Raw genomic sequence first — 22543 nt, forward strand, 5'->3', positions numbered from 1 at the left:
TTAAGAAGCCCGGATTTCCCACTGAAATACCGGGCTTTTTTGCGCTTGTTGAGTCATGCGTAAGTTGCTCCCCTTTTGATAGGGGCTTGCCACGGAATCAACTCTCTGATTCTTTATGGTTAACCGTACAGTGATTTGATTCGTCAGGGTTTTCCTGACTTGGGTGTCTGCGGCTTGTGTCGCCGGGCTATCCTGATTCTATTTTTGATTCGAGCGCAGGGAATGCGCAGAGGGGATGACTAACGTGGCTGGACAGAAGGCTGTAAAGCATGTTGCCGTTTTGATGGGCGGTTTCTCTTCTGAGCGTCCTGTCAGCCTATCCTCCGGTGCTGCCTGTGCGGCAACACTCGAAGGGTGCGGCTACCGCGTCACGCGTATCGATGTCGACCGCAATGTTGCCAGCGTTCTTGCAGAGCTGAGGCCTGATGTGGCGTTCAATGCGTTGCATGGCCCTTTTGGTGAGGATGGTGCTATTCAGGGTATCCTTGAATATCTTCAGATCCCTTACACGCATTCCGGCGTGCTCGCTTCGGCGCTTGCCATGGACAAAGATCGCGCCAAGAAGGTTGCTGCTGCTGCCGGTGTGGCTATTGCGCCATCACGTTTGATGAACCGTTTTGATATTGGTTCAGAGCATCCGATGGAGCCGCCATACGTCGTCAAACCTGTGCGTGAAGGCTCAAGCTTCGGTGTCGTTATCGTCAAGGAAGACCAGTCGCATCCGCCTCAGATTATTGGTTCTACTGACTGGCGCTATGGCGATGAGGTCATGGTCGAGGGTTACATTGCCGGTCGTGAATTGACCTGCGCTGTGATGGGTGATCGCGCGATGGATGTCTGCGAGATCATTCCAGTGGGTCATCAGTTCTACGATTATGATTCAAAATATGTGGCTGGCGCATCAACTCACGCATGTCCGGCAAAAATTTTACCAAATATTTACCAAAAAATACAAACAATGGCCCTTACGGCGCATCGGGCAATCGGGTGTCGGGGCGTAAGCAGATCAGACTTCCGTTTCGATGATCGTTTTTCCGAAGAAGGCGAAGTTATTTGGCTGGAAATTAACACCCAGCCAGGAATGACTCCTACATCGCTCGTGCCTGATATCGCGAAGGCGGCAGGTATCTCTTTTGGTGAATTGTTGAGTTGGATGGTGGAGGACGCGTCTTGTTTGCGGTAAACGGCAGATCTCAGGAATATAGGCGTTCGGGCGCGATGCGGGATGCATCGGGTGCAGCCTTTGTTCTGCCGCGCCTTCTGCGGAAGCCATTCCGCTTTGCTGTCCGTCTGTTTCAGGGCAATATCAACGTTCCACGCTATGCTGGCACGATTGGCATGCTCGGCTTTCTCGGAGCAACTGGTATTTATGGCATGGTCCTTGGCGGCCATTCCGAAAACATGGTTAAGGCAACGGCTTCGACATTTGGCTTTGCGATTGAAGATGTAAAGGTCGTTGGCAACAGCGAAACTTCTGACATCGATATTCTGGGTCAGCTTGAGCTGGATGGTGAAACCTCACTGGTCGGTTTGAGTGCCGAACAGGCGCGTCAGGCTATCGCCAAGCTGCCTTGGGTTGAAGGCGCAGAAGTGCGTAAGGTTTATCCGGGTACGCTGCTTGTTTCTCTCGAAGAGCGCAAGGCATTCGCCGTCTGGCAGAACGGCCAGGAGCTTTCTCTGATTGATTCTGCCGGCGATACCATCGTTCCGTTTCGTCCGGGTCGTTACAACGCTCTCCCGCTTGTCGTGGGTGAGGGGGCCGAAAAGCGCGTTAAGGGCTTCGTAGACGAGGTTGCAGCCTATCCGGGACTGGCTGGCAAGGTTCGTGCCTATATCCGCGTCGCTGACCGCCGTTGGGATATTCTGCTCGAAAATGGCGTTCGCATTATGCTGCCGGAAGATGAGCCGATGAAGGCTCTCGCCGAGGTTGAGCGTCTGGATAGCGAAAAGCAACTTCTGTCGCGTGATATCGCATCTGTCGATCTTCGTCTGGATGATCGCGTTACCGTTCAATTGACTGCGAGCGGCATGGAGCAACGCCAGAAGTTTTTGGCGGAGCGTAAAAAAGAATTATCCCGCACGGGGAAGCGCGTATGAGTATTCTTGGCGGAAAAGGTTCATCACAGGTCGGAACTTCAGGGCGCAAGGTGCGCCTTCTAACGGTTCTGGATGTTGGTTCAAGCAAGGTTTCCTGTGTAATTGCGCGCTTGCGTCCACATGAAAGTGGCGCGCTGCTGCCGGGTCGCACGCATCGCATGGAAGTGCTTGGCATCGGTCATCAGCGTTCGCGCGGTGTGAAGTCCGGTGTCATCATTGATCTGGATGCGGCTGAGCAGTCCATTCGTCTCGCAGTTGATGCTGCCGAGCGCATGGCTGGGCTGACTGTTGATAGCCTTATCGTCAATATTTCTGCTGGACGCCTCAAGAGTGAAACCTTTACCGCGAGCGTCAATCTCGGCGGTCATGAAGTCGAGCAGACTGATATTCGCCGAGTACTGGCCGCTGGCGCCAAGCAGGCTCTTGCAGCAGAACGTCACCTCGTTCATTCGCTGCCGGTTGGCTACACGCTCGATGGTGAACGCGGCATTCGCGATCCGCTCGGAATGCTGGGCGATAGCCTCGGCGTTGACATGCACGTGCTTACTGCTGACGCAGCGCCATTGCGCAATCTCGAACTCTGCATCAATCGTTGCCACCTTTCGGTCGAAGCTATCGTTGCCACCCCTTATGCGAGTGGCCTTGCGGCGCTCGTAGGTGATGAAGCTGAAATGGGTGCAGCCTGCATCGATATGGGCGGTGGCACGACGACGATTTCGGTCTTCTCCGAAGGTAAGTTCATTCACGCTGATGCTGTTGCCATTGGCGGCAATCACGTCACGATGGACGTGGCACGCGGCTTCTCCACCCGTATGGAGGATGCTGAGCGTCTCAAGGTCATGTACGGCTCGGCGCTGCCAAGCGCTGCCGATGACCGCGACCTCATCTCAGTTCCGCCAATCGGCGACGACGAGCGTGATGTACCCAATCAATATCCGCGCTCGGTACTGACGCGGATCATCCGTGCAAGAGTGGAAGAGACACTGGAACTGGTTCGCGACAGGCTGAACCAGTCCGGCCTCGGACATATTGTCGGCAAGCGTGTTGTCCTGACAGGCGGCGCAAGCCAGTTGCCGGGCATGCCTGAAGCTGCGCGACGGATTCTTGCAAGAAATGTACGTATCGGGCGTCCGCTAGGCATAGCGGGATTGCCTGAGGCGGCTAAGGGTGCGGCTTTCTCCGCGACCGTCGGACTTCTGATCTACCCTCAAGTGGCAGGCATTGAAGAACGGTCAGTGAAGGCAGCCTCCTCCGGTCATATGACTGGTACGGGCGGGCGGATTCAACGTGTCGGCCAATGGCTGAGAGAGAGTTTTTGAGTACACATTGAGTGATTTGATTGCGTGATGTGGGCGTAACCATCAGCGTAATAACCAATTAGCACCGCGGCGGCGAAGCGGTGAGAGGCTTAAGAGGAACGAGAACCATGACCATTAATCTGCAAAAGCCGGACATCACCGAGCTGAAGCCTCGCATCACCGTTTTCGGTGTCGGCGGTGGCGGCGGCAACGCGGTAAACAACATGATCAATGCCGGTCTGCGCGGCGTGGATTTTGTCGTTGCCAACACCGACGCGCAGGCTCTGACGATGTCAAAGTCTGAACGCATGATCCAGCTCGGCGCTGCTGTCACCGAAGGCCTCGGTGCTGGCTCCCAGCCAGAAGTTGGCCGCGCAGCCGCTGAAGAATGCATCGATGAAATCGTCGATCATCTTAACGGCACGCATATGTGCTTCGTAACGGCAGGCATGGGCGGTGGCACCGGTACAGGTGCTGCTCCTGTTGTGGCACGTGCAGCACGCGAACGCGGTATCCTCACCGTTGGCGTTGTTACCAAGCCTTTCCACTTCGAAGGTGCTCGCCGCATGAAGACGGCTGAGTACGGCATCGAAGAACTGCAGAAGAACGTCGATACCCTGATCGTCATTCCGAACCAGAACCTCTTCCGCATTGCCAACGACAAAACCACCTTCGCTGACGCCTTCGCAATGGCCGATCAGGTGCTCTATTCCGGTGTTGCCTGCATCACCGATCTGATGGTCAAGGAAGGCCTCATCAATCTCGACTTTGCTGACGTTCGTTCTGTCATGCGCGAAATGGGCAAGGCGATGATGGGCACCGGCGAAGCTTCGGGCGAAGGCCGTGCGATGGCTGCTGCTGAAGCCGCGATTGCTAATCCACTGCTCGACGAAACTTCGATGCGCGGTGCAAAGGGTCTCCTGATCTCGATCACTGGTGGTCGTGACATGACCCTCTTTGAAGTCGATGAAGCTGCAACCCGTATCCGCGAAGAAGTTGATCCGGAAGCCAACATCATTCTCGGCGCGACCTTCGACGAAGGCCTCGAAGGCGTCATCCGTGTATCCGTTGTTGCAACCGGCATCGACAAGCAGATTGGAGATGCGGCCCCGGCGCCGCTGGAATTTCGCCAGCCAGTAAAACCAGCCGCTCAGCAGGCAAAGCCAATGGCTCCGCATGGCGCTCTGCGTCTTCCGGTTACTGAACAGCCACGTCAGGCTGAATCAGCCGCTCCGGCTGCTCAGTCGATCGAAAGTGAAATGCCAGCTGCGACTGCTGCACCTGCAGCTTCGGCTGCTCCAGACTTCCGTCCGCAGAGCCGTATTTTCCAGGCTCCTGCTGCTGACAGCTTTGAACGCGCACCTGTTGCCCGTCCTGCAGCTCCACAGCCGCAGATGATCAACAATCAGGCGACGGCTCATGCGATGCAGCCGCAGGCATACCAGCAGCCACAGCAGATGCATGCAGAACCAGCTCCACAGCCACGTCCTGCTCCACGCATGCCGGCGGTGTCTGACTTTCCCCCAGTCGCTCAGGCAGAAATCAATGCACGTCGTGCAGCGCCTCAGCAGCCTGTTCAGGAAGAACGCGGACCGATGAGCCTTCTCAAGCGCCTGACCCACGGTTTGTCGTCGCGCCGTGAAGAAGAACAGCCAGCAGCTCGTCTGGAGCCAGCGCAGCATCGTGAGCCTGCAATGCGCCAGCCGGAACAGCGCCGCCCAATGCAGCAGGACAGCTCGATCTATGCTCCACGCCGTGGCCAGCTCGATGATCAGGGTCGTCCGCAGCCGCGCGCTGCCTCAGAAGAAGATCAGCTCGAAATCCCGGCATTCCTGCGCCGCCAGTCGAACTAATCATCTGATCCGACTTTGAAATAGAAAAAGCCGTGGGATTCTTCCCACGGCTTTTTTCGTTAGATACCGTTGTTCACAATTGTTGCCTCACGCGCTTCAGCTCGTGGTTTTGAAGCATGTTGTTGTGGGAAAGCCGTCCTCTGCATTTCCATGACGGGCTTTATACCAAGGTGCTACGATGCTGACGCATCACGCCTTGAAAAGGTTCAATCGCCACACGGACTTAACCAAAGTCCGATGAGTCTTACTCAATGAACTTTGGTATTAGTAGCCGTCGTTATACTTTGTAAGAAAGCGTGATTTTGAACAGCTGCCGAGCATCACTATTTTCTACGAGATAGCATGATAAGGTTCGCATATGGACGCGAGCCACTTTTCGTGCGTTCGTCGCTATTTTCGCCATATCTATCTTATTATAGAAATACATGACGGAAGCTGGTGATTGCTTAATACAGGCACTGCACGCTCGGTGGGGGCATCTCGGTAGAGGTTTCGCTCTTACTTCATATGATAATTAGATTGGACTGGTTTTGAGCGCTTATCAAAAAACAATCGGTCGCGCGGTTACGCTATCTGGCGTTGGCGTTCATGGCGGAGCGCCCGCGTCGGTGACGTTTCTACCGGCTGATGCGGATGCGGGTATCATTTTCCAGCGCTCGGACCTGGGGACTGCTTCGCGCGACATCCACGCTCATGTTTCGGAAATTGGTGCGACGGATCTGTCTACCGCACTGGGGCCGCAGGAAGCACGCGTCAATACCGTTGAGCACCTGATGGCCGCAATCGCTGCGGTTGGGATCGACAATCTGATTATCGAAGTGGATGGGCCTGAAATTCCAATTCTCGATGGAACGTCAGCACGTTTCATAGAGTCTTTTGACGAAGCCGGTATCGTGTTGCAGGAAGCAAAGCGGCGCTTTATTCGCATTTTGAAGACAGTGCGCGTTGAAGCCGGTGGTTCATGGGGTGAATTCCAGCCGTATTCTGGGACACGCTTTGAGGTCGAGATTGACTTTGAGTGCCCGCTTATCGGTCGACAGAAGTTTGCTGCCGATATGTCGGAAGAAACCTTTCGCAAGGAGATATCGACGGCACGAACCTTTGGCTTCATGAAGGACGTTGAGCGCCTCTGGGCGGCAGGTCTGGCTCTTGGTTCCTCGCTCGATAATTCTCTTGTGATTGGCGACGATAATTCAGTAATCAATCCCGGCGGATTGCGTTTCAAGGATGAATTCGTGCGTCACAAGATGCTGGATGCCGTGGGCGATATTTCGCTTGCTGGTCTTCCGTTTATTGGCTGCTTCCGTTCATATCGCGGCGGTCACAGATTGAATGCGGAAACCGTCAAGGCACTACTCGCTGACAAGTCGAATTACGATATCGTCGAAGCAAGCGGTGTGCGCCGGAATACAGACAGCTCGGATTTTGTAGCTGCACAGCCAAATATATCTGCGCCTTGGGCGCTTTAAAGTTCGTGTAGAAGGCTCGGACGTTTATGGCCATAATTGGGCCGTGATCGCCGGGTCTTCTGCGCTTTGAGTCGGCGTATTCGTTGTGGACTGACAGCCAAGCCTCTGCATTGGATGAGGAAAAGCCATTGGTTTGCATAGATATAGCTTTAGGCCGAGGTATTCATGCCTTATGCGCGCCAAATTCGGACGATTGATCAGCTTGACGATTGCCGATTTCGCCAGCATGTGGTTTATGAACTGCCAAAACAGCCTCGGCTATGTTTACCTATGCGCTGATGCTGATGTATTGGGAAGAATGGGGAAAGCCGTGAATTGAAGAGTTCACGTTGCTCCAGACAGAAAAGACGTTGCCAGATGGCCGGAGACCGCATGACGAGTTCGAAATTCCCGGTGAAGACGAAAACCGCGCTGCTAGCCAGCGCTCTTGCCGTTTTTGTTCCGCTTGCGGGATGTGCTAGCAAAAACGACGATATCGATCTTTCCAAGTATGTGGAGACGATCGATCCGGCGGACAAGCTTTACAACGAAGGTCTTGCTAACCTAGATGCAGGTCGTCTCGGCGAAGCTGCGAAGAAGTTTGCCGCTGTTGATCGTCAGCATCCTTACACTGAATGGGCACGTAAGTCGCTCGTCATGGCTGCCTTCACGAATTACCGTCAAGGTAATTACGAAGAAGCAATCAGCATGGCCAAGCGTTACAACACGCTTTATCCGACTTCGCCTGAATCTGCTTACGCTTACTACATCATCGGCTTGAGCTATTTCCGTCAGATTCCTGACGTGACACGTGATCAGGCCGCAAGTCGTCGTGCAATTGCCGCGATGCAGGAAGTGGTCGATCGCTTCCCGACCTCCGAATATGTTGACGACGCTAAGACGAAGATTCGTGTTGCTCGTGACCAGCTCGCCGGCAAGGAAATGCAGGTTGGCCGTTATTACCTTGAGCGCAAAGAGTATCTTGCCGCGATCAAGCGCTTCCGTCTGGTTGTTGAAGAGTATTCCAACACTCGACAGGTGGAAGAAGCATTGGCTCGTCTGGTGGAAGCCTATTATGCGCTTGGCCTGACTTCCGAAGCCCAGATGGCTGCATCGGTGCTTGGCAAAAACTTCCCAGACAGCCGCTGGTATAAGGATTCTTACAAGCTCTTGCAGAGCGGTGGTCTTGAGCCACGTGAGAATGGCGGTTCGTGGCTCGCCAAGGCCTCGGCACTCATCACGGGTGGCGGCGCCTAAGCCGATACCCGCATGCTGTCGCACCTATCGATCCGCGATATTGTCCTGATTGAAAGGCTCGACATCGAGTTCAAGACCGGCTTGTCCGTACTTACGGGCGAGACCGGTGCGGGCAAATCCATCTTGCTCGATTCGTTGTCGCTTGCGCTTGGCGCACGCGGCGACGCTTCTCTGGTTCGCCACGGCGCGGACCAGGGGCAGGTGACTGCCGTGTTTGACGTGCCTGGCGTACACCCTGCGAGAAGTTTTCTCCGTGATAATGGTTTTGATGATGACGGTGACGTTATCCTGCGTCGTCTCCAGATGGGTGATGGCCGCACGCGCGTCTTCATCAACGATCAGGCTGCAAGCGTTGCGCTGCTGCGAGAACTGGGCAAACGCCTTGTTGAAATCCACGGTCAGCATGATGACCGTGCGCTGATCGATATCGATATTCATCGTACATTGCTGGATGCATTTGGCGGACTTGATTCCGAGACCGCTGTTGTTCGCGAAAGATACAAGGCTTGGCGCGATGCTGAAAATGCTTTGTCAAAACATCGTGCGCGCGTCGAGCAAGCGGAACGGGAAGGTGATTATCTGCGCTCGTCTGTTGCAGAACTGACCAAACTTGATCCGCAGCCCGGCGAGGAAGACGAACTCGCAGAACGCCGCGCAATCATGATGAAATCTGAAAAGATCGCCGGTGACGTGAATGAAGCAGGCGAGCTTCTGTCGGGAAATGGTTCGCCGGTTCCGACACTGGCAAGCCTCGTGCGTCGCTTGGAGCGTAAAATTCCTGAAGCACCGCATCTTCTTGAGCCGGTTTGCAAGGCAATTGACGAAGCGCTCAATAGTTTGGCCCTTGCGCAGGATGGCATTGACCATGCCATGCGTGAGATCGACTTTGATCCGCGTGTGCTGGAACAGGTGGAAGAGCGACTTTTTGCTCTCAGAGCTGCTGCCCGCAAATATTCGGTCGCGGTTGAGGGCCTGCCAGCATTGCGCGACAAGATGGATGCAGACCTTGCCGATCTTGATGCGGGTGCGGAAAAGCTGATCCAGCTGGAAGCACAGGCAACCGAAACGCGTGCTTCTTTCGATACTGCGGCGAAGGCTCTGTCTGAACGCCGCAAGGACACGGCTGATCATCTAAAAGCTGCTGTTATGGCAGAGCTTCCGGCACTCAAGCTGGAACGTGCCGAGTTCATCGTGGAAATGACCACCGATGCCAATGCGCGCGCTGCTGAAGGTATTGATACGGTTGAATATTGGGTTCGCACCAATCCGGGCACCCGTGCTGGACCGATGATGAAGGTCGCCTCGGGCGGCGAGCTTTCGCGCTTTCTGCTGGCGCTGAAAGTTGCACTTGCTGATCGTGGTTCTGCCCCGACGCTTGTGTTCGACGAAATCGATACTGGCGTGGGTGGTGCGGTTGCTGATGCGATTGGTCAACGTCTGGCGCGGTTGTCGTCTCGCGTGCAGGTTCTTTCCGTCACCCATGCGCCGCAAGTTGCCGCGCGTGCCTCGACGCATTTCCTGATAGCGAAATCCGCGACCAATGAAGATCGCATGTCGACCTCAATTCGTTCAATCGGGGTTGATGAGCGGCAGGAAGAAATCGCGCGTATGCTTGCCGGTGCGAGCATCACCGATGAAGCGCGCGCTGCTGCTGAGCGTTTGCTGGCCGAGAACAGCGCGCTCGCTATTTAGCGAGCTGTCAGCAGTCTGTGTGCGATTTGCTGTTTTCATAGGCGTAGCCTCTTTTCTTGTTTATGTTGGGCAAAATTGAATCAGCAGGTTTTGCCACGCATATGTCCGATATCTCCGTTGAAAAACTGACCGACCTTGAAGCTGTTGCTGAACTGGAGCGGCTGGCGCGCGAAATAGCTCATCATGATGAGCTCTATCATGCGAATGACCGGCCTGAGATTTCGGATGCAGATTATGACGCGCTGAAGCGGCGCAATGATGCAATCGAAGAGCGCTTTCCACATTTGGTGCGCACAGATAGCCCATCTTTACGCGTTGGCAGTACGCCGGTTTCAAAGTTCGCGCAGGTTGTTCATGCGCGTCCGATGCTTTCGCTTGGCAATGCGTTTTCTGATGAAGACGTGCGCGATTTTGTGGGCAGCGTTTATCGTTTTCTCGGACAGTTGCCGGATAATTCAATTGCTTTCACGGCTGAACCGAAGATCGACGGGCTTTCCATGTCGATCCGCTATGAGAATGGCGTCCTGGTCAGTGCTGCCACGCGTGGGGACGGTACGACCGGCGAAAATGTGACGGCCAATATCCGCACCATCGGCGAGATACCGAACAAGCTTCCGGCGGGTGTTCCTGCGGTCGTGGAAGTCCGCGGCGAGGTCTATATGGCCAAAAGCGATTTTCTTGCGCTCAACGAGCAGATGGCAGCTGAGGGCAAACAGACTTACGTCAATCCGCGCAATACAGCAGCGGGATCGCTGCGCCAATTGGATGCCAAGGTAACTGCAAACCGCAAGCTCAAATTCTTTGCCTATGCCTGGGGTGAGATGTCGGACATGCCTGCTGATACCCAACACGGCATGGTCGAGGTGTTCCGCAAATGGGGCTTTCCAGTCAATCCGCTGACGAAGCGGCTTAATAGTGCGGATGAGCTGATTGCGCATTATCGCGCCATTGGTCTTGAGCGCGCTAAGCTAGATTATGATATTGATGGCGTTGTCTACAAAGTGGACCGGCTGGATCTGCAAACGCGGCTTGGCTTCCGTTCACGCAGCCCGCGCTGGGCCATTGCGCATAAATTCCCGGCAGAACAGGCGACGACGATCCTGCGTGGCATAGACATTCAGGTTGGACGTACAGGCGCGCTGACACCGGTTGCACGACTTGAACCTATTACCGTCGGCGGTGTCGTTGTCACCAATGCGACGTTGCATAATGAAGACTACATCAAGGGAATTGGCCTCAAGGGCGAACGTATCCGCGATGAGGAACACGACATTCGCATCGGCGATACGGTGATTGTGCAGCGCGCCGGCGATGTCATTCCTCAGATTGTCGATGTGGTGTTGGAGAAGCGCCCAGCAGATGCTGTGCCGTTCCATTTCCCGCATGAATGCCCGGTCTGTGGCAGCCATGCGGTGCGTGAAGAAGGCGAAGCGGTCTATCGCTGCACAGGCGGTTTGACTTGCGCTGCTCAAGCAGTAGAGCGCATTCGTCATTTCGTATCGCGCAATGCGTTCGATATTGAAGGGCTTGGCGAAAAACAGGTCGAGTTCTTCTTCCATGCGGAAGATGACAACCTCAAGATCAAATCGCCTGCGGATATTTTCACGCTGCAAAGGCGACAGGCTGAATCACCCTTAAAGAAGCTCGAAAATATCGAGGGCTTTGGCGCAACGTCCGTGAAGAAGCTCTATGATGCGATCAATGACCGGCGTGAGATTGCGCTGCATCGGTTCCTGTTTGGACTCGGTATCCGCCATGTTGGCGAAGTGAATGCCAAGCGCTTTGCGAAGGCTTATCTCACCTATGATAAGTTTGCCGAGGCCGCGACATCTGCTGTTCCGCCGAAAGAAGGCGACCGCGCCGACAAGGGCAATGAAGCGTGGCAGGATCTGATTGCTGTCGAAGGCATCGGCGGTATTGTTGCCGAGGCTGTCGTCGATTTCTATGCCGAACCGCATAATGTGCAAGTGCTGAATGCGCTTCTGGCCGAAGTGAAGCCGCTCGATGAAGCAGCGCGCGTCGCAACTGGCTCGCCAGTGGAAGGCAAGACGGTGGTATTTACCGGCAGCCTTGAACGCATGTCGCGTGACGAGGCCAAAGCCATGGCCGAGCGGTATGGAGCCAAGACGGCAGGTTCTGTTTCGAAGAAAACTGATCTGGTTGTGGCCGGCCCGGGTGCCGGATCAAAGCTTGCAAAGGCTTCTGAGCTTGGCATTGAAGTGATTGACGAAGATGCGTGGCTCGCATTGGTTGGGGAAGGCTGATGGCTCCGTTCAAAGGTTTCGGCGACAAGGCCATTCCCTTTCTGAAGGCGCTCGATTTTCATCAAAACCGCGAGTGGTTTGTTGAGAATAAGGACCTGTTTGAAGAGCACCTCAAGGAGCCGCTTGGCGATTTGGTTGAGGAGTTGACGGGGCGGTTTGAAAAAGCCGGGCTACCGTTCAAGGGAGATCGTGTGAAAGCGCAGTTCCGCATCAAGCGGGACACGCGTTTTTCCAAGGATAAGGCTCCTTATAACCGGCATTTGTCAGCGCTTCTCTCGAACTCTGGCACCAAATGGGACGAGAGCGGTTGCTTCTATGTCTGCATCGGTTTGCCGGGTGTGCGGGATTGCTATGCAGGCGTTGCATGGTGGGGGCCGAAGAAACAAGTTCTGCAAGCCATCCGCGATGCAATTGTCGAAAAGCCGGACGACTATCGCACTGTCGTGGCAAAGCTCAAGAAAAGCGGTTTGCAGATCAGTGACAATGATCGGTTAAAGCGCACGCCGCGCGGCTTTGAAAGCGTGACAGAACCGGATTTGCTCGATGCTATTCGTAACCGGCATTTTGCGGTGCGCCTGGAAATCGACCCGAAAACGATCACTCGTGCAGACCTGTCTGATCGATTGTTCAAGTTTGCCGAGCAGTCGCGCCCGCTGATAGATTGGGTAAAAAAGATTGAAGGCACGGTTCCGCAAACATCAGAGTAATGCATTGATCCATCATGCTTTCTTATAGGTGATGCTGAAATGCAGCTGATCACGGGCAATTTCTTGTCTGGGATTCTTATAGTATGATTTTTTGCGAAAACTGATTTCAACTTAGCGAAAAATTTCCTAAGCACACTCTCATATTAAGGCACGGAGATGCTCGCGCACCGCGCCTCGGTATGATTGAGGAGTGATTTTTGTGGATCAGGGTTTTCGGTCGGCACCGGCTTCAGCACGCAACGATTTTTGGGTCGGCGTCAAACGAGGTGTTCCCATTGTTGCCGCAGGCGCCCCGTTCGGCTTGTTGTTCGGTGCTGTAGCGCTCGATAACGGTCTGTCGATCAGCGAAGCCGTGTTTATGAGTGCGATGCTCTATGCGGGTGCGAGCCAGATGGTCGGGCTCGATCTTTTCGGCCAGAACATTGCGCCATGGATGATTGTTCTGTCCATCTTTGCGGTTAATTTTCGCCATGTGCTTTATTCTGCGACAGTCGGGCGGCGTATCCGCCATTTCACATTCATGCAGAAAGCGGCAGCTTTTTTTCTACTGGTTGATCCACAATATGCCGAGGTTGAAATCCGCGCCGAGGCGGGGAAGAAGATCAGCTTTGCCTGGTATATGGGCTTGGGCCTGACGATCTATGTCTGCTGGCTGCTTGAAACGCTTATAGGGGCGCTGTTCGGCAATCTGATTTCTGATCCCTATGCGCTCGGCATCGACTTCCTGCTGCCGATCTATTTTCTTGGCATGGTGATGAGTTTCCGCCATCGCGAGCACTGGTGGCCGGTGGTTATCGTCAGCGCTATTTGTGCTGTGGTTGCCTATAAACTTGTCGGCTCGCCGTGGCATGTGACATTGGGTGCCGTAGGTGGTGTTTTGCTTGCAGCCATCCTCGCAAAGCCGCAAACAGGGGAGGCTTGAAACCATGTCAACGACGATCTGGATCATTCTTGCAGGTGCGGTCTGCACCTATCTCACCCGCGTCGGCGGACACCTGATTTTATCGCGATTTGAGCGTGTGCATTATCGCGTCGAAGCGGCATTGAATGCAGTGCCTGCGGCAGTTTTGACGGCAATCGTTGCCGCACCCGCATCGGATCATGGTTGGCGCGAACTGCTCGTGCTCGTCTTCTGCGTTTTGCTGTCATTGCGCGTTGGCATGATGACGATGTTTTTTACGGGCGCAGCGCTGTTGATCGCGCTACGCCACTTCTTTCCGGCCTAATTTTAAAGAGCAGCCGTTGCCGTCTCTAGCCACTTGGCCTGCGCGCCATCGAGATGACCGATAAGCTTCTCACGCACCCTTGCATGATAGGCGTTCAACCAGTCAAGCTCTTCCTGTGTGAGTAGTGTTTTGTCGATCAGGCGGCGGTCGATGGGGCAGAAGGTGAGCGTTTCAAAGCTCATCATCGGCAGATCACCGCCTGCTGGCACTTCTGCTTCTTTCACGATGATCAGGTTTTCGATGCGGATACCGTAAACGCCCGGCTTGTAGTAGCCCGGTTCGTTGGAAAGGATCATGCCGGGCAGAAGCTCGTGTGCGCCTTTCTTGGAAATGCTCTGTGGGCCTTCATGGACCGAGAGGTAGCTACCGACGCCGTGACCGGTGCCGTGCGCATAATCAAAGCCTTGTTTCCAAAGTGCAATTCGCGCCAGCACGTCGATGTCCTGTCCGCGCGTGCCTTTCGGGAAACGTGCGGTAGTGATCGCAATCATGCCCTTGAGAACAAGCGTGAAAGAACGGATCGTTTCAGGTTTGATAGTGCCGATTGCAACCGTGCGGGTGATGTCGGTTGTGCCGTCGCGATATTGTGCACCAGAATCGATCAGATAAAGCTCACCATCTTCGAGTTTGCGATTGGTATCGGTGTTGACGCGATAATGGATAATTGCGCCGTCTGGGCCTGCTCCGGAAATCGAATCGAAGGAAAGCTCTTCGAGCGGCATCTGGAAATCGCGACCAGCCTTGTCGCGGCTTGCTTCCAGTTGCTGCGCGGCCGCGATTTCATCAACTGTGCCAGGTGTCTTACCGTCAAGCCAGGACAGGAAACTGACCATGGCCACGCCATCACGCTCGTGGGCGGAGCGGGAGCCGTCGAGTTCAGCCTTGTTCTTAATTGCGCGGGGCAGGCGGGCGGGGTCCTTGCCGTGGATCACGCTACCACCAGCGGCTTCAACTGCAAGGCGCAACTTTTCTGCAGCTAATGCCGGATCAAGCAGGATGGTTTCGCCTTGTGCTGCCCGCGCGCTCAGGTGGCCTTCAAGCTTGGCCGGTTCGCAGAGTGTGGCGAGCTGCGTGAGATAGGCGCGAGGTTCGATGGCAAGCTTTCGCTCGTCAATGAACAATTCAGGCTCACCTTCTGCCGGGATGATCGCAAAACTCAATGGAAGGGGTGTATTGGAGACGTCTTTTCCGCGAATGTTAAACACCCATGCGACGGATGACGGGTCGGTCAGCACGGTCGCGCTTGCGCCCGTGCTTGCCACGGCCTTCTGCATCTCCTTGATCTTGTCTTCTGCTTCATGGCCAGCAAAGCGGGCAGGCTGAATAGTGACCGGCGCAAGAGGCGCTTCCGGCTGATCATCCCAGATGAGATCAACCAGATTTTGGGCGACTGGTACGAGCTTGCCGCCTTGGCTTTCCAGAGCTTCGCGCAATGCCGCCGCTTCCGCAATCGTGTGCAACCACGGATCAAAGCCAATCGTCAGGCCTTTGCCGTTTTCTGCGAGCCAGCTTGCAGGCGGATTGGTGACGAGGCTTTCATAGGAAAACACATTGCCATCAGTCTGATTGCGAACCTGCAATTCATAACGTCCGTCGATGAAAATGTAGGCGAGCTTTTTCAGGATCAGTGCTGCACCTGCCGAACCCGTAAAGCCTGTGAGCCAGCTAAGGCGCTGGGCGCGTAGCGGTACATATTCGCCCTGATGTTCATCGGCGCGCGGAACGAGAAAGCCATCAAGGCTTTGCTCGGCCAGCTTCGCGCGTAGCAAAGCTACACGCGGCGCACCATTGGCCGGATCGGTGGTTACATCAAAAGTCTGAAAAGCCATGAGCGTAACTCGCAAAAATAAGGAAAGCAGCGTTATTTCAGGTGGCCACTAATTCAGGTGGCCATTATTTGAGGTGGCCATTATTTGAGGTGGATTGTGACCCAGCCTTCGCGATGAAAGGTTTTCTCGTGGGTAAGACCCTGCGCCTGATAGGCTGCAAGCACCATATCATGCTGGCTGTCGAGGATGCCCGAAAGGATGATCGAGCCGCTTGGTGCCAGATGTGACTTGAGTGATGGTGCTAGTTCCACCAAAGGATTGGCAAGAATATTGGCGACGATCAGATCAAACGGTGTGTAAGAGCGGAAGATCGGATGGTCGAAGCCTTCTGCCGTCGCGGTGATGACGTGTTCACTCACATCATTGAGAACGGTGTTTTCGGCTGCAACGGTGACTGCAATCGGGTCGATATCTGTAGCGAGAACCGGGATCGGTGCAAGCTTGGCGATAGCGATTGCTAGCACTGCGCTTCCTGTTCCAAGATCAAGCGCATTGGTTGGATGCTCGCGCTCCACCACTTCCTCAATCATTTCAAGGCAGCCGGATGTGGTGCCATGATGGCCAGTACCAAAAGCAAGTCCGGCATCGATCAAAATCGGGATTTCGTTTGGCTGCAGCTTGTCGCGATCATGCGAACCATGCACGAAGAAACGGCCCGCACGAACAGGCTTCAGACCTTCGAGCGAATGTGTAACCCAATCAATGTCTGGCAGCTCTTCAGTTTCAAACTTGCCCGCGCCGACCAGGGCGTCGATACGTGCTGCAAGCTCTTCAGCCCCGTCCTCGGTATAGACGGAAACTTCAGAAATCTGACGGTCTTCATCGATTTCGGTAATCGCGATCGGAAAGCCGTCATCCTCGAACGCGCGTTCGAGGATGTCATAGATTCGTTCTGCTTCCGTCTTGTCCACTGAGAAGAAGAGGCGTGATTGGGGCATGGGTAAAAACTCTCTAAAAGATTCAGAGTAGTTCTTTAACCGTTTGCGCGGCCCTTTGCCAGATTCTTCAACTTTTGCAGTGCTGTATCTGCATTCTCTTGATAAGCGATAGTGCCACGGAAGCGTCCGCCCTTGTCGAGCAGAAACACGGAAGCCGTGTGATCCACGGTATATTCGCCATCTTCAGTCGGAACCTTCTTCGCATAGATGTGGTAAGACTTCACCACTTCAGCGACGCTTTCAGGCGTTCCGGTCACGCCAATGATACGGTCAGACACGTTGCTGACGTATGTTTTCATGATTTCCTGCGTATCGCGTTCCGGATCTACAGAGATGAAATACGCTTTAATATCAGCGGCTTCCGGACCAAGCTGTTTCAGATAGCCGTCCAGCTCGTAAAGCGTGGTTGGGCATACGTCCGGGCAATGTGTGAAGCCGAAGAAAACCAGAGAAGGTGTGGCGCGCAGATCTTTTTCAGTAAAAGGCTGTCCGTCCATCGCGACGAGATTAAACGATCCGCCGAAAGGCTCGTCGGCTGCGTTGCGGTCACGCAGCATATTGAAGCCAGCCGCACCGACAATTACGATGATGAAGGCGAAGATGAAGATGGGCAGGAATTTTTTCATGTCCAGTCAGCCTTGAATTTTGTTTTGCGTTTATCGCACATAAGCGCGCTAATTAGAATTTACATCGATCTGCGACAGGAAAGCGCTTATATGCAAGCACTAACTCGCCGCTGCAAACGATGTTGGAACGATAAACTCAGTCTAGCAGAATACAAAGATTTCAGAAAGTTTTGAAATGACGCAGGGTGAAGACCTCCGTTTCCAGAATAGCGAACCCCGTATTCATTCAACAGCACAGCTTAAAGCTTCGAAACTGGGCCGTTATGCCGACATTGGCGAGCGCGTGATCCTGCGTGAAGTGACGGTTGGCGACTTCACCTATTTGGAACGCAACAGCGAGGGGATTTACGCTGAAATCGGCAAATTTTGCTCGATTGCGGCCAATGTGCGTATCAACGCGCTTGAGCATCCAATGGAACGGCTGACGACCCACAAGGTGAGTTATCGCCCGAACGAGTATTTCCGTTATCTGGGTGTTGATGGTGATTTTCGTGCAAGGCGGCAGGCGAAGCGTGTCACAATCGGAAATGATGTGTGGATCGGCCATGGCGCAGTGATTACTCCGGACGTGACAATTGGTCATGGCGCAGTGATCGGCGCCAATGCTGTGGTGACAAAAGATGTAGCGCCTTATCATGTGGTCGGGGGCGTTCCTGCGCGTATTATCCGTAAGCGCTTTGACGAGAAAATTATCGATAAACTGCTAAAACTTTGCTGGTGGGATTGGCCGGTGGAAAAGCTCTATGAGGCAGTACCGGATATTCAGGCACTTGAAATCGAAGCATTTCTGGAGAAATGGGGCGATTAAGCATGACTCCCAAAAGTGGGAACCATTTTTGGGATAAACTCGTGCTTGAAAACAAAGAATTAAAGCGTGTCGCAATATTATGATCAAACGCGACACGCTTTAAGTGCGGCCGTCTTGCATTGCCTGATTTGCTTCTCCACTTGTCGTGTGGAGATTGTTGGAGATATCGAATGTCCAAATTGAGTAAGCTTGCCGGATTCCTGGTTGCACCGATGTTACTGCTCGGTGCCTCAGCAGCTGTTTCTGCCGAGGAGGTTGGCCAGGTTGGTGTTGACTGGCTTGGTAATGACATTGTGGTAGATGCCGTGCAGGACCCGAAAGTGCAGGGCGTAACCTGTTATCTCGCATCGTTCTCACGCGGGATGATCGACCGATTGCAAAAAGGCAACTGGTTTGAAAATCCTTCGAACGCCTCGATTTCCTGCGAGCAATCCGGCCCGATTACCATTGGCGACATCAAGCTCGGCAAGGGTGGCGAGCGGGTCTTTTCAGAGCGTACGAGCCTGATCTGGAAGAAGCTGGTCATCACGCGCATCTACGATCAGAAAAACAATACGTTGCTGTATCTCGCACACGCTACGCAGGTGCAGGACGGATCGGCCAAGACATCGCTCTCAACCGTTCCGCTTTTCAAGGGTGATGTAACTTGGGAACAAGGAAAGCCGGAGTAGGCCCGGCTGTTCTTATCTTAGGGATTATGCGCGCTGGACGAAGCTGTCGAGAACACGCTTTTGGCCAGCTTTGTCGAAATCGATGGTGAGCTTGTTGCCGTCGATTGTTGCGATTGTTCCATTGCCAAACTTGATGTGGAACACGCGGTCGCCAACGAAATAGTCTGACGGCTTGTCGGCTACCGATTTCGCAACCAGTTCACCGTCAATCGTGCGGCCTTTGACAGAACCACGACCGGCACCAAAGCCGGAATCCGTCTCGCCATAGCCGATGCGTTCTACCTTGCTACCGGAACGTGAGCCCCAATTGTTACGCGTCGCTTCCGTGCGGTTCTGTTGCGCGCGCTGCCAGCCGGGCGTTGAATAGGTGTTCTGGAACGGATCGGCCTTGTCGAAGCGCGACTGTCCATAACCGCTATTGCCATAGCCACCGTAGTTGCCTTCCATCTCGGCCACTTCCACATGCGGCTCAGGAAGCTCTTCCAGAAAGCGTGACGGAATGGTCGATTGCCACATGCCATGGATACGACGGTTGGAAACGAACCAGATATGCAGGTTCCTTTTGGCCCGTGTCACGCCCACATAGGCAAGACGGCGTTCTTCTTCCAGGCCTGAACGTCCGCCTTCATCCAGTGCGCGCTGGTGCGGAAACAGTCCTTCTTCCCAACCGGGCAGAAAGACGGTTTCAAATTCCAGACCCTTTGCGGAATGGAGCGTCATGATGTTGACGGCATCCATATCTTCGTTCTTCTCAGCATCCATGACGAGCGCGACATGCTCAAGGAAACCGCGCAGGCTCTCATATTCCTCCATGGAACGGATAAGTTCCTTGAGGTTCTCGAGACGTCCCGGTGCTTCTGCTGATTTGTCGTTCTGCCACATGGCCGTGTAGCCAGACTCATCCAGAATGTTTTCTGCTAGTTCCGTATGCGGGGTATTGTCGATGAGCGACTGCCAGCGGCGGAAATTATCGACCACTTCGCGCAGAGCCGAGCGTGGCTTGGGCTTCAGTTCTTCGGTTTCCACCAGATCGCAGGCGGCAGCAAACATCGAAATGTCACGTGCACGGGCATAGTCATGCACCTGACGGATTGCTGCCTCACCAAGGCCGCGTTTCGGCGTGTTGATGATGCGCTCAAGGGCCAGATCGTCTGCGGGTTGGGCCACGACGCGCAAATAAGCCATTGCATCGCGGATTTCGAGGCGTTCATAGAAACGCGGACCACCGATAACCCGGTAATTGAGGCCGAGCGTCACGAAGCGATCTTCAAATTCGCGCATCTGGAACGATGCGCGCACGAGGATCGCCATGTTGTTGAGCAAATGGCCCTGTCGCTGCGCCTGTTCGATCGCTTCGCCAACTGCACGGGCTTCTTCCTCAGAATCCCAAGCAGCGTGGATTTTGACTTTCGGATCGTCGGGATTTGGTGCTTCGGTGAAAAGTGTCTTACCGAGGCGTCCTTCATTGTGCGCGATCAGATGAGCGGCTGTGCCAAGAATATGCGCTGTCGAGCGATAGTTGCGCTCAAGCTTGATAACCACTGCGCCAGGGAAATCCTTATCGAAGCGGAGAATGTTATCCACTTCCGCACCACGCCAGCCATAGATCGACTGATCGTCGTCACCAACGCAGCACAAGTTTACTTTGTTTTCGCTCGCGCCGAATTCGCTTTGATCACCGGCTCGCACTGGTGCCGTCGTCCTTGATTGCGGTCGCTGAGCAAGCAGGCGAAGCCACATATATTGGGCGGTGTTGGTATCCTGATATTCGTCCACCAGAATATAGCGGAACTTTGCATGATATTCGCGCAGGATGTCTGGATGCGCGCGGAAGATGCGGATCGGGTGCAGCAGCAGATCACCGAAATCACAGGCGTTCAGCGTGCGCAAGCGTTCCTGATAGGCATGATAAAGTTCGCGACCTTTACCGTTGCCGAACGAACGCGCATCGCCTTCTGGAATATCTGCTGGGCCAAAGCCCTTGTTCTTCCAGCCATCGATCATGTTGGCGAAAGTGCGAGCCGGCCAGCGCTTATCGTCCAGACCTTCGGCCTGAATAAGCTGCTTGATCAACCGGATCACGTCGTCGGTATCGAGAATGGTGAAATCAGAAGTGAGGTTCACCAGTTCCGCATGACGGCGCAAAAGCTTCACGCCTATGGAGTGAAACGTGCCGAGCCATGGCATGCCTTCGACAGCGCCGCCGACCAGATGGCCGATACGCTCTTTCATCTCGCGCGCAGCCTTGTTGGTAAAGGTCACGGCAAGGATCTGGCTTGGATAGGCGAGGCCAGTCGTCAAAATATGCGCGATGCGGGTGGTAAGCACACGTGTCTTGCCAGTGCCTGCACCTGCAAGAACCAGAACCGGCCCTTCTGTGGTCAATACGGCCTGGCGCTGTTCAGGGTTTAGCCCCTGCAAATAATCGGGTTCACCGCGTTGCTGGTTGCGCGCTGCCATAGCTCGCGCGGCAATTCCGCCAGCCGTAGGTGTGCGGTCAACCGGTGCTTCATCGCCGAAGAACGGCATATCATCAGGGAAATCGGACATTGCTACCGAATGTAGTGATTCGCCGATGAAAAACCAGCGAAAGCGTTAAACTATTCGAGCTGCGTGACGCGGCGGTCGGTAAAATTGAGGCGGTGTGAAGCCAGAGCTTCGACCAGACCACGCATTTCCGGCTCGCGACTGAGCAGGTCGTCGAGTTCTGTCATCTGGTTCATTGCGATCAGACGAAGGATGTCATCGCGGATCGTACCATCAGCCCGCCGCGGTAAATGTGCTACCGGCTGGATGAGTTCGAGTTTGGTGCCTTTGAGGCGCGCGCGCAGGCTCTTTTCGTCCGCATCCAGCGTTTCAACGAATGCATAAAGGCCAACGCCTTTCGCTGGCAGCGAATAAAGCGCCAGCGCCACATCCTTTACGCGCGGATCGGATTTGAGGGCGGCCATGATGGTTGGGCCTTCATTGTCGATCCGGTCGCCTGTGCCTTCACCATCTGACCAATTGAAGATACCGCGGGTGACGAAATTATAAACCTTCTTGCCGGTTGCCAGCCAGATACGCGACGGCAGCGAACGGCGTGCAAGAATGCGCTTCTCGGTCGGCGTCATCAGATCGGCAGCAAAGGCGCGCTTCTGCTTGATGAGATGGCGAAAATCTTCATAGGCCAGCAGGCGATAAAACGCACCACGACGACGATGCACGCTTGCAAGCTGGAAATCAATGACGGCTGCTTCGCCTTCTGGCGTCATAAGCCAGTTTTGTGGCTTCGCAAGGTCATTATGTGTAACGCCAAGGCGCCGCATGTCGCGTAGAATACGGTGTGCTGTACGATACCATTTTGGATCGGATGGACGCGCAAGATGCAGCGGTGTGCCTTCCGTCCACGAACGATAGAGCCCATCGCGGTCGGTATAAAGAAGCTGTGGAACACCTTCGATGCCGCGCACGGTCTTAAGGCCACGGATTTCGCGCCGCGCCAGAACCCATGCAAGCGGCTTCGACCACCATGGTGCAGCGCTGACCACACGACGGATGATACGTGTGTCGGGTTCGCCTGCAAAATAGCCTGCGCGAGTTTCGGAAAATACATCGCGTTTAAAGACGGCGGTTTCCACAAACTCCGGTATGCGGTCACCTTTTGCGGGTACATCAATATTTGGGTTCTGAGCCATAAAGTTCCACTAGCCGCTTGTGTCCCATCAATCAAGTTTGATGACACTGTTCGCCTGTTGCAATCATGTGAATGAGGGCGCAAAAGAACTCACATTGAGCTTAAAGCGCGCTGCGCTTTAAATTTTATTTTCAGCATGTCGTTATGGGAAAA

General features: G+C 54.4%; 18 protein-coding genes. 13 read left to right on the forward strand and 5 right to left on the reverse strand.

Annotated features, from left to right (window positions below; all coding sequences use genetic code 11):
- Positions 1-283: 283 nt before the first annotated feature.
- From QBD00_RS01825 to QBD00_RS01875, 11 genes are all read left to right on the forward strand, one after another.
- A complete protein-coding gene (locus tag QBD00_RS01825) occupies positions 284-1183 on the forward strand; it encodes a D-alanine--D-alanine ligase (protein WP_318578659.1) in 900 nt (299 codons plus the stop codon).
- A complete protein-coding gene (locus tag QBD00_RS01830; protein ID WP_095446958.1) occupies positions 1171-2097 on the forward strand; it encodes a cell division protein FtsQ/DivIB in 927 nt (308 codons plus the stop codon). The genes QBD00_RS01825 and QBD00_RS01830 overlap by 13 nt, the downstream gene beginning before the upstream one ends.
- Positions 2094-3416 (forward strand): cell division protein FtsA, encoded by a 1323-nt coding sequence (ftsA, locus tag QBD00_RS01835; protein ID WP_318578520.1) that lies wholly within the window; start codon positions 2094-2096, stop codon positions 3414-3416. Before QBD00_RS01830 ends, ftsA begins: the two co-directional genes overlap by 4 nt.
- 107 nt (positions 3417-3523) lie before the next feature.
- On the forward strand, positions 3524-5248 hold the full coding sequence (ftsZ, locus tag QBD00_RS01840) for a cell division protein FtsZ (RefSeq protein ID WP_151094996.1): 1725 nt from the start codon (positions 3524-3526) through the stop codon (positions 5246-5248).
- A gap of 530 nt (positions 5249-5778) precedes the next feature.
- The gene (gene lpxC / locus QBD00_RS01845) at positions 5779-6717 is read left to right on the forward strand and encodes a UDP-3-O-acyl-N-acetylglucosamine deacetylase (protein WP_318578521.1); all 939 of its coding nucleotides are present in this window, start codon (positions 5779-5781) and stop codon (positions 6715-6717) included.
- Between the two features lie 372 nt (positions 6718-7089).
- Complete coding sequence (locus tag QBD00_RS01850) at positions 7090-7953, forward strand: outer membrane protein assembly factor BamD (RefSeq protein ID WP_095446954.1); 864 nt, start codon at positions 7090-7092, stop codon at positions 7951-7953.
- A 12-nt stretch (positions 7954-7965) separates the two neighbouring features.
- The gene (gene recN, locus QBD00_RS01855; protein ID WP_151095000.1) at positions 7966-9645 is read left to right on the forward strand and encodes a DNA repair protein RecN; all 1680 of its coding nucleotides are present in this window, start codon (positions 7966-7968) and stop codon (positions 9643-9645) included.
- 101 nt (positions 9646-9746) lie between these two features.
- Complete coding sequence (gene ligA / locus QBD00_RS01860) at positions 9747-11909, forward strand: NAD-dependent DNA ligase LigA (RefSeq protein WP_318578522.1); 2163 nt, start codon at positions 9747-9749, stop codon at positions 11907-11909.
- Positions 11909-12616 (forward strand): DUF2461 domain-containing protein, encoded by a 708-nt coding sequence (locus QBD00_RS01865; protein WP_264231860.1) that lies wholly within the window; start codon positions 11909-11911, stop codon positions 12614-12616. The genes ligA and QBD00_RS01865 overlap by 1 nt, the downstream gene beginning before the upstream one ends.
- 199 nt (positions 12617-12815) lie before the next feature.
- The gene (locus QBD00_RS01870; RefSeq protein ID WP_151095003.1) at positions 12816-13538 is read left to right on the forward strand and encodes an AzlC family ABC transporter permease; all 723 of its coding nucleotides are present in this window, start codon (positions 12816-12818) and stop codon (positions 13536-13538) included.
- A gap of 4 nt (positions 13539-13542) precedes the next feature.
- The gene (locus tag QBD00_RS01875) at positions 13543-13842 is read left to right on the forward strand and encodes an AzlD family protein (RefSeq protein ID WP_095446951.1); all 300 of its coding nucleotides are present in this window, start codon (positions 13543-13545) and stop codon (positions 13840-13842) included.
- 2 nt (positions 13843-13844) lie between these two features.
- On the opposite strand, the gene QBD00_RS01880 is transcribed toward QBD00_RS01875, so the two are convergent.
- The 3 genes from QBD00_RS01880 to QBD00_RS01890 all read right to left on the reverse strand — a co-directional run bounded on the left by QBD00_RS01880 (position 13845) and on the right by QBD00_RS01890 (position 17235).
- The gene (locus tag QBD00_RS01880) at positions 13845-15671 is read right to left on the reverse strand and encodes an aminopeptidase P family protein (protein WP_318578523.1); all 1827 of its coding nucleotides are present in this window, start codon (positions 15669-15671) and stop codon (positions 13845-13847) included.
- A gap of 80 nt (positions 15672-15751) precedes the next feature.
- Entirely contained in the window at positions 15752-16609 is an 858-nt protein-coding gene (locus QBD00_RS01885) for a 50S ribosomal protein L11 methyltransferase (RefSeq protein ID WP_264231863.1), read from the reverse strand.
- Positions 16610-16644: 35 nt separating this feature from the next.
- The gene (locus QBD00_RS01890; protein WP_095446948.1) at positions 16645-17235 is read right to left on the reverse strand and encodes an SCO family protein; all 591 of its coding nucleotides are present in this window, start codon (positions 17233-17235) and stop codon (positions 16645-16647) included.
- A 175-nt stretch (positions 17236-17410) separates the two neighbouring features.
- On the opposite strand from QBD00_RS01890, the gene QBD00_RS01895 reads away from it, so the two are divergent.
- The gene (locus QBD00_RS01895; RefSeq protein ID WP_318578524.1) at positions 17411-18043 is read left to right on the forward strand and encodes a DapH/DapD/GlmU-related protein; all 633 of its coding nucleotides are present in this window, start codon (positions 17411-17413) and stop codon (positions 18041-18043) included.
- Positions 18044-18213: 170 nt separating this feature from the next.
- The gene (locus QBD00_RS01900) at positions 18214-18714 is read left to right on the forward strand and encodes a CreA family protein (protein WP_095446946.1); all 501 of its coding nucleotides are present in this window, start codon (positions 18214-18216) and stop codon (positions 18712-18714) included.
- A gap of 24 nt (positions 18715-18738) precedes the next feature.
- Here the strand turns inward: QBD00_RS01900 and QBD00_RS01905 are convergent, their stop codons facing one another.
- Both QBD00_RS01905 and QBD00_RS01910 read right to left on the reverse strand, forming a co-directional pair.
- Positions 18739-21264, reverse strand: coding sequence for an ATP-dependent helicase (locus QBD00_RS01905; protein WP_318578525.1), 2526 nt, complete (start codon positions 21262-21264; stop codon positions 18739-18741).
- A 50-nt stretch (positions 21265-21314) separates the two neighbouring features.
- Positions 21315-22391 carry a serine/threonine protein kinase gene (locus QBD00_RS01910; RefSeq protein ID WP_191793733.1) on the reverse strand — a complete coding sequence of 359 codons (1077 nt, stop codon included), beginning with the start codon at positions 22389-22391 and terminating at the stop codon, positions 21315-21317.
- Positions 22392-22543 lie beyond the last annotated feature (152 nt).

Source organism: Ochrobactrum sp. AN78, assembly GCF_029909885.1.
In the GTDB taxonomy this organism is placed as follows: domain Bacteria; phylum Pseudomonadota; class Alphaproteobacteria; order Rhizobiales; family Rhizobiaceae; genus Brucella; species Brucella quorumnocens.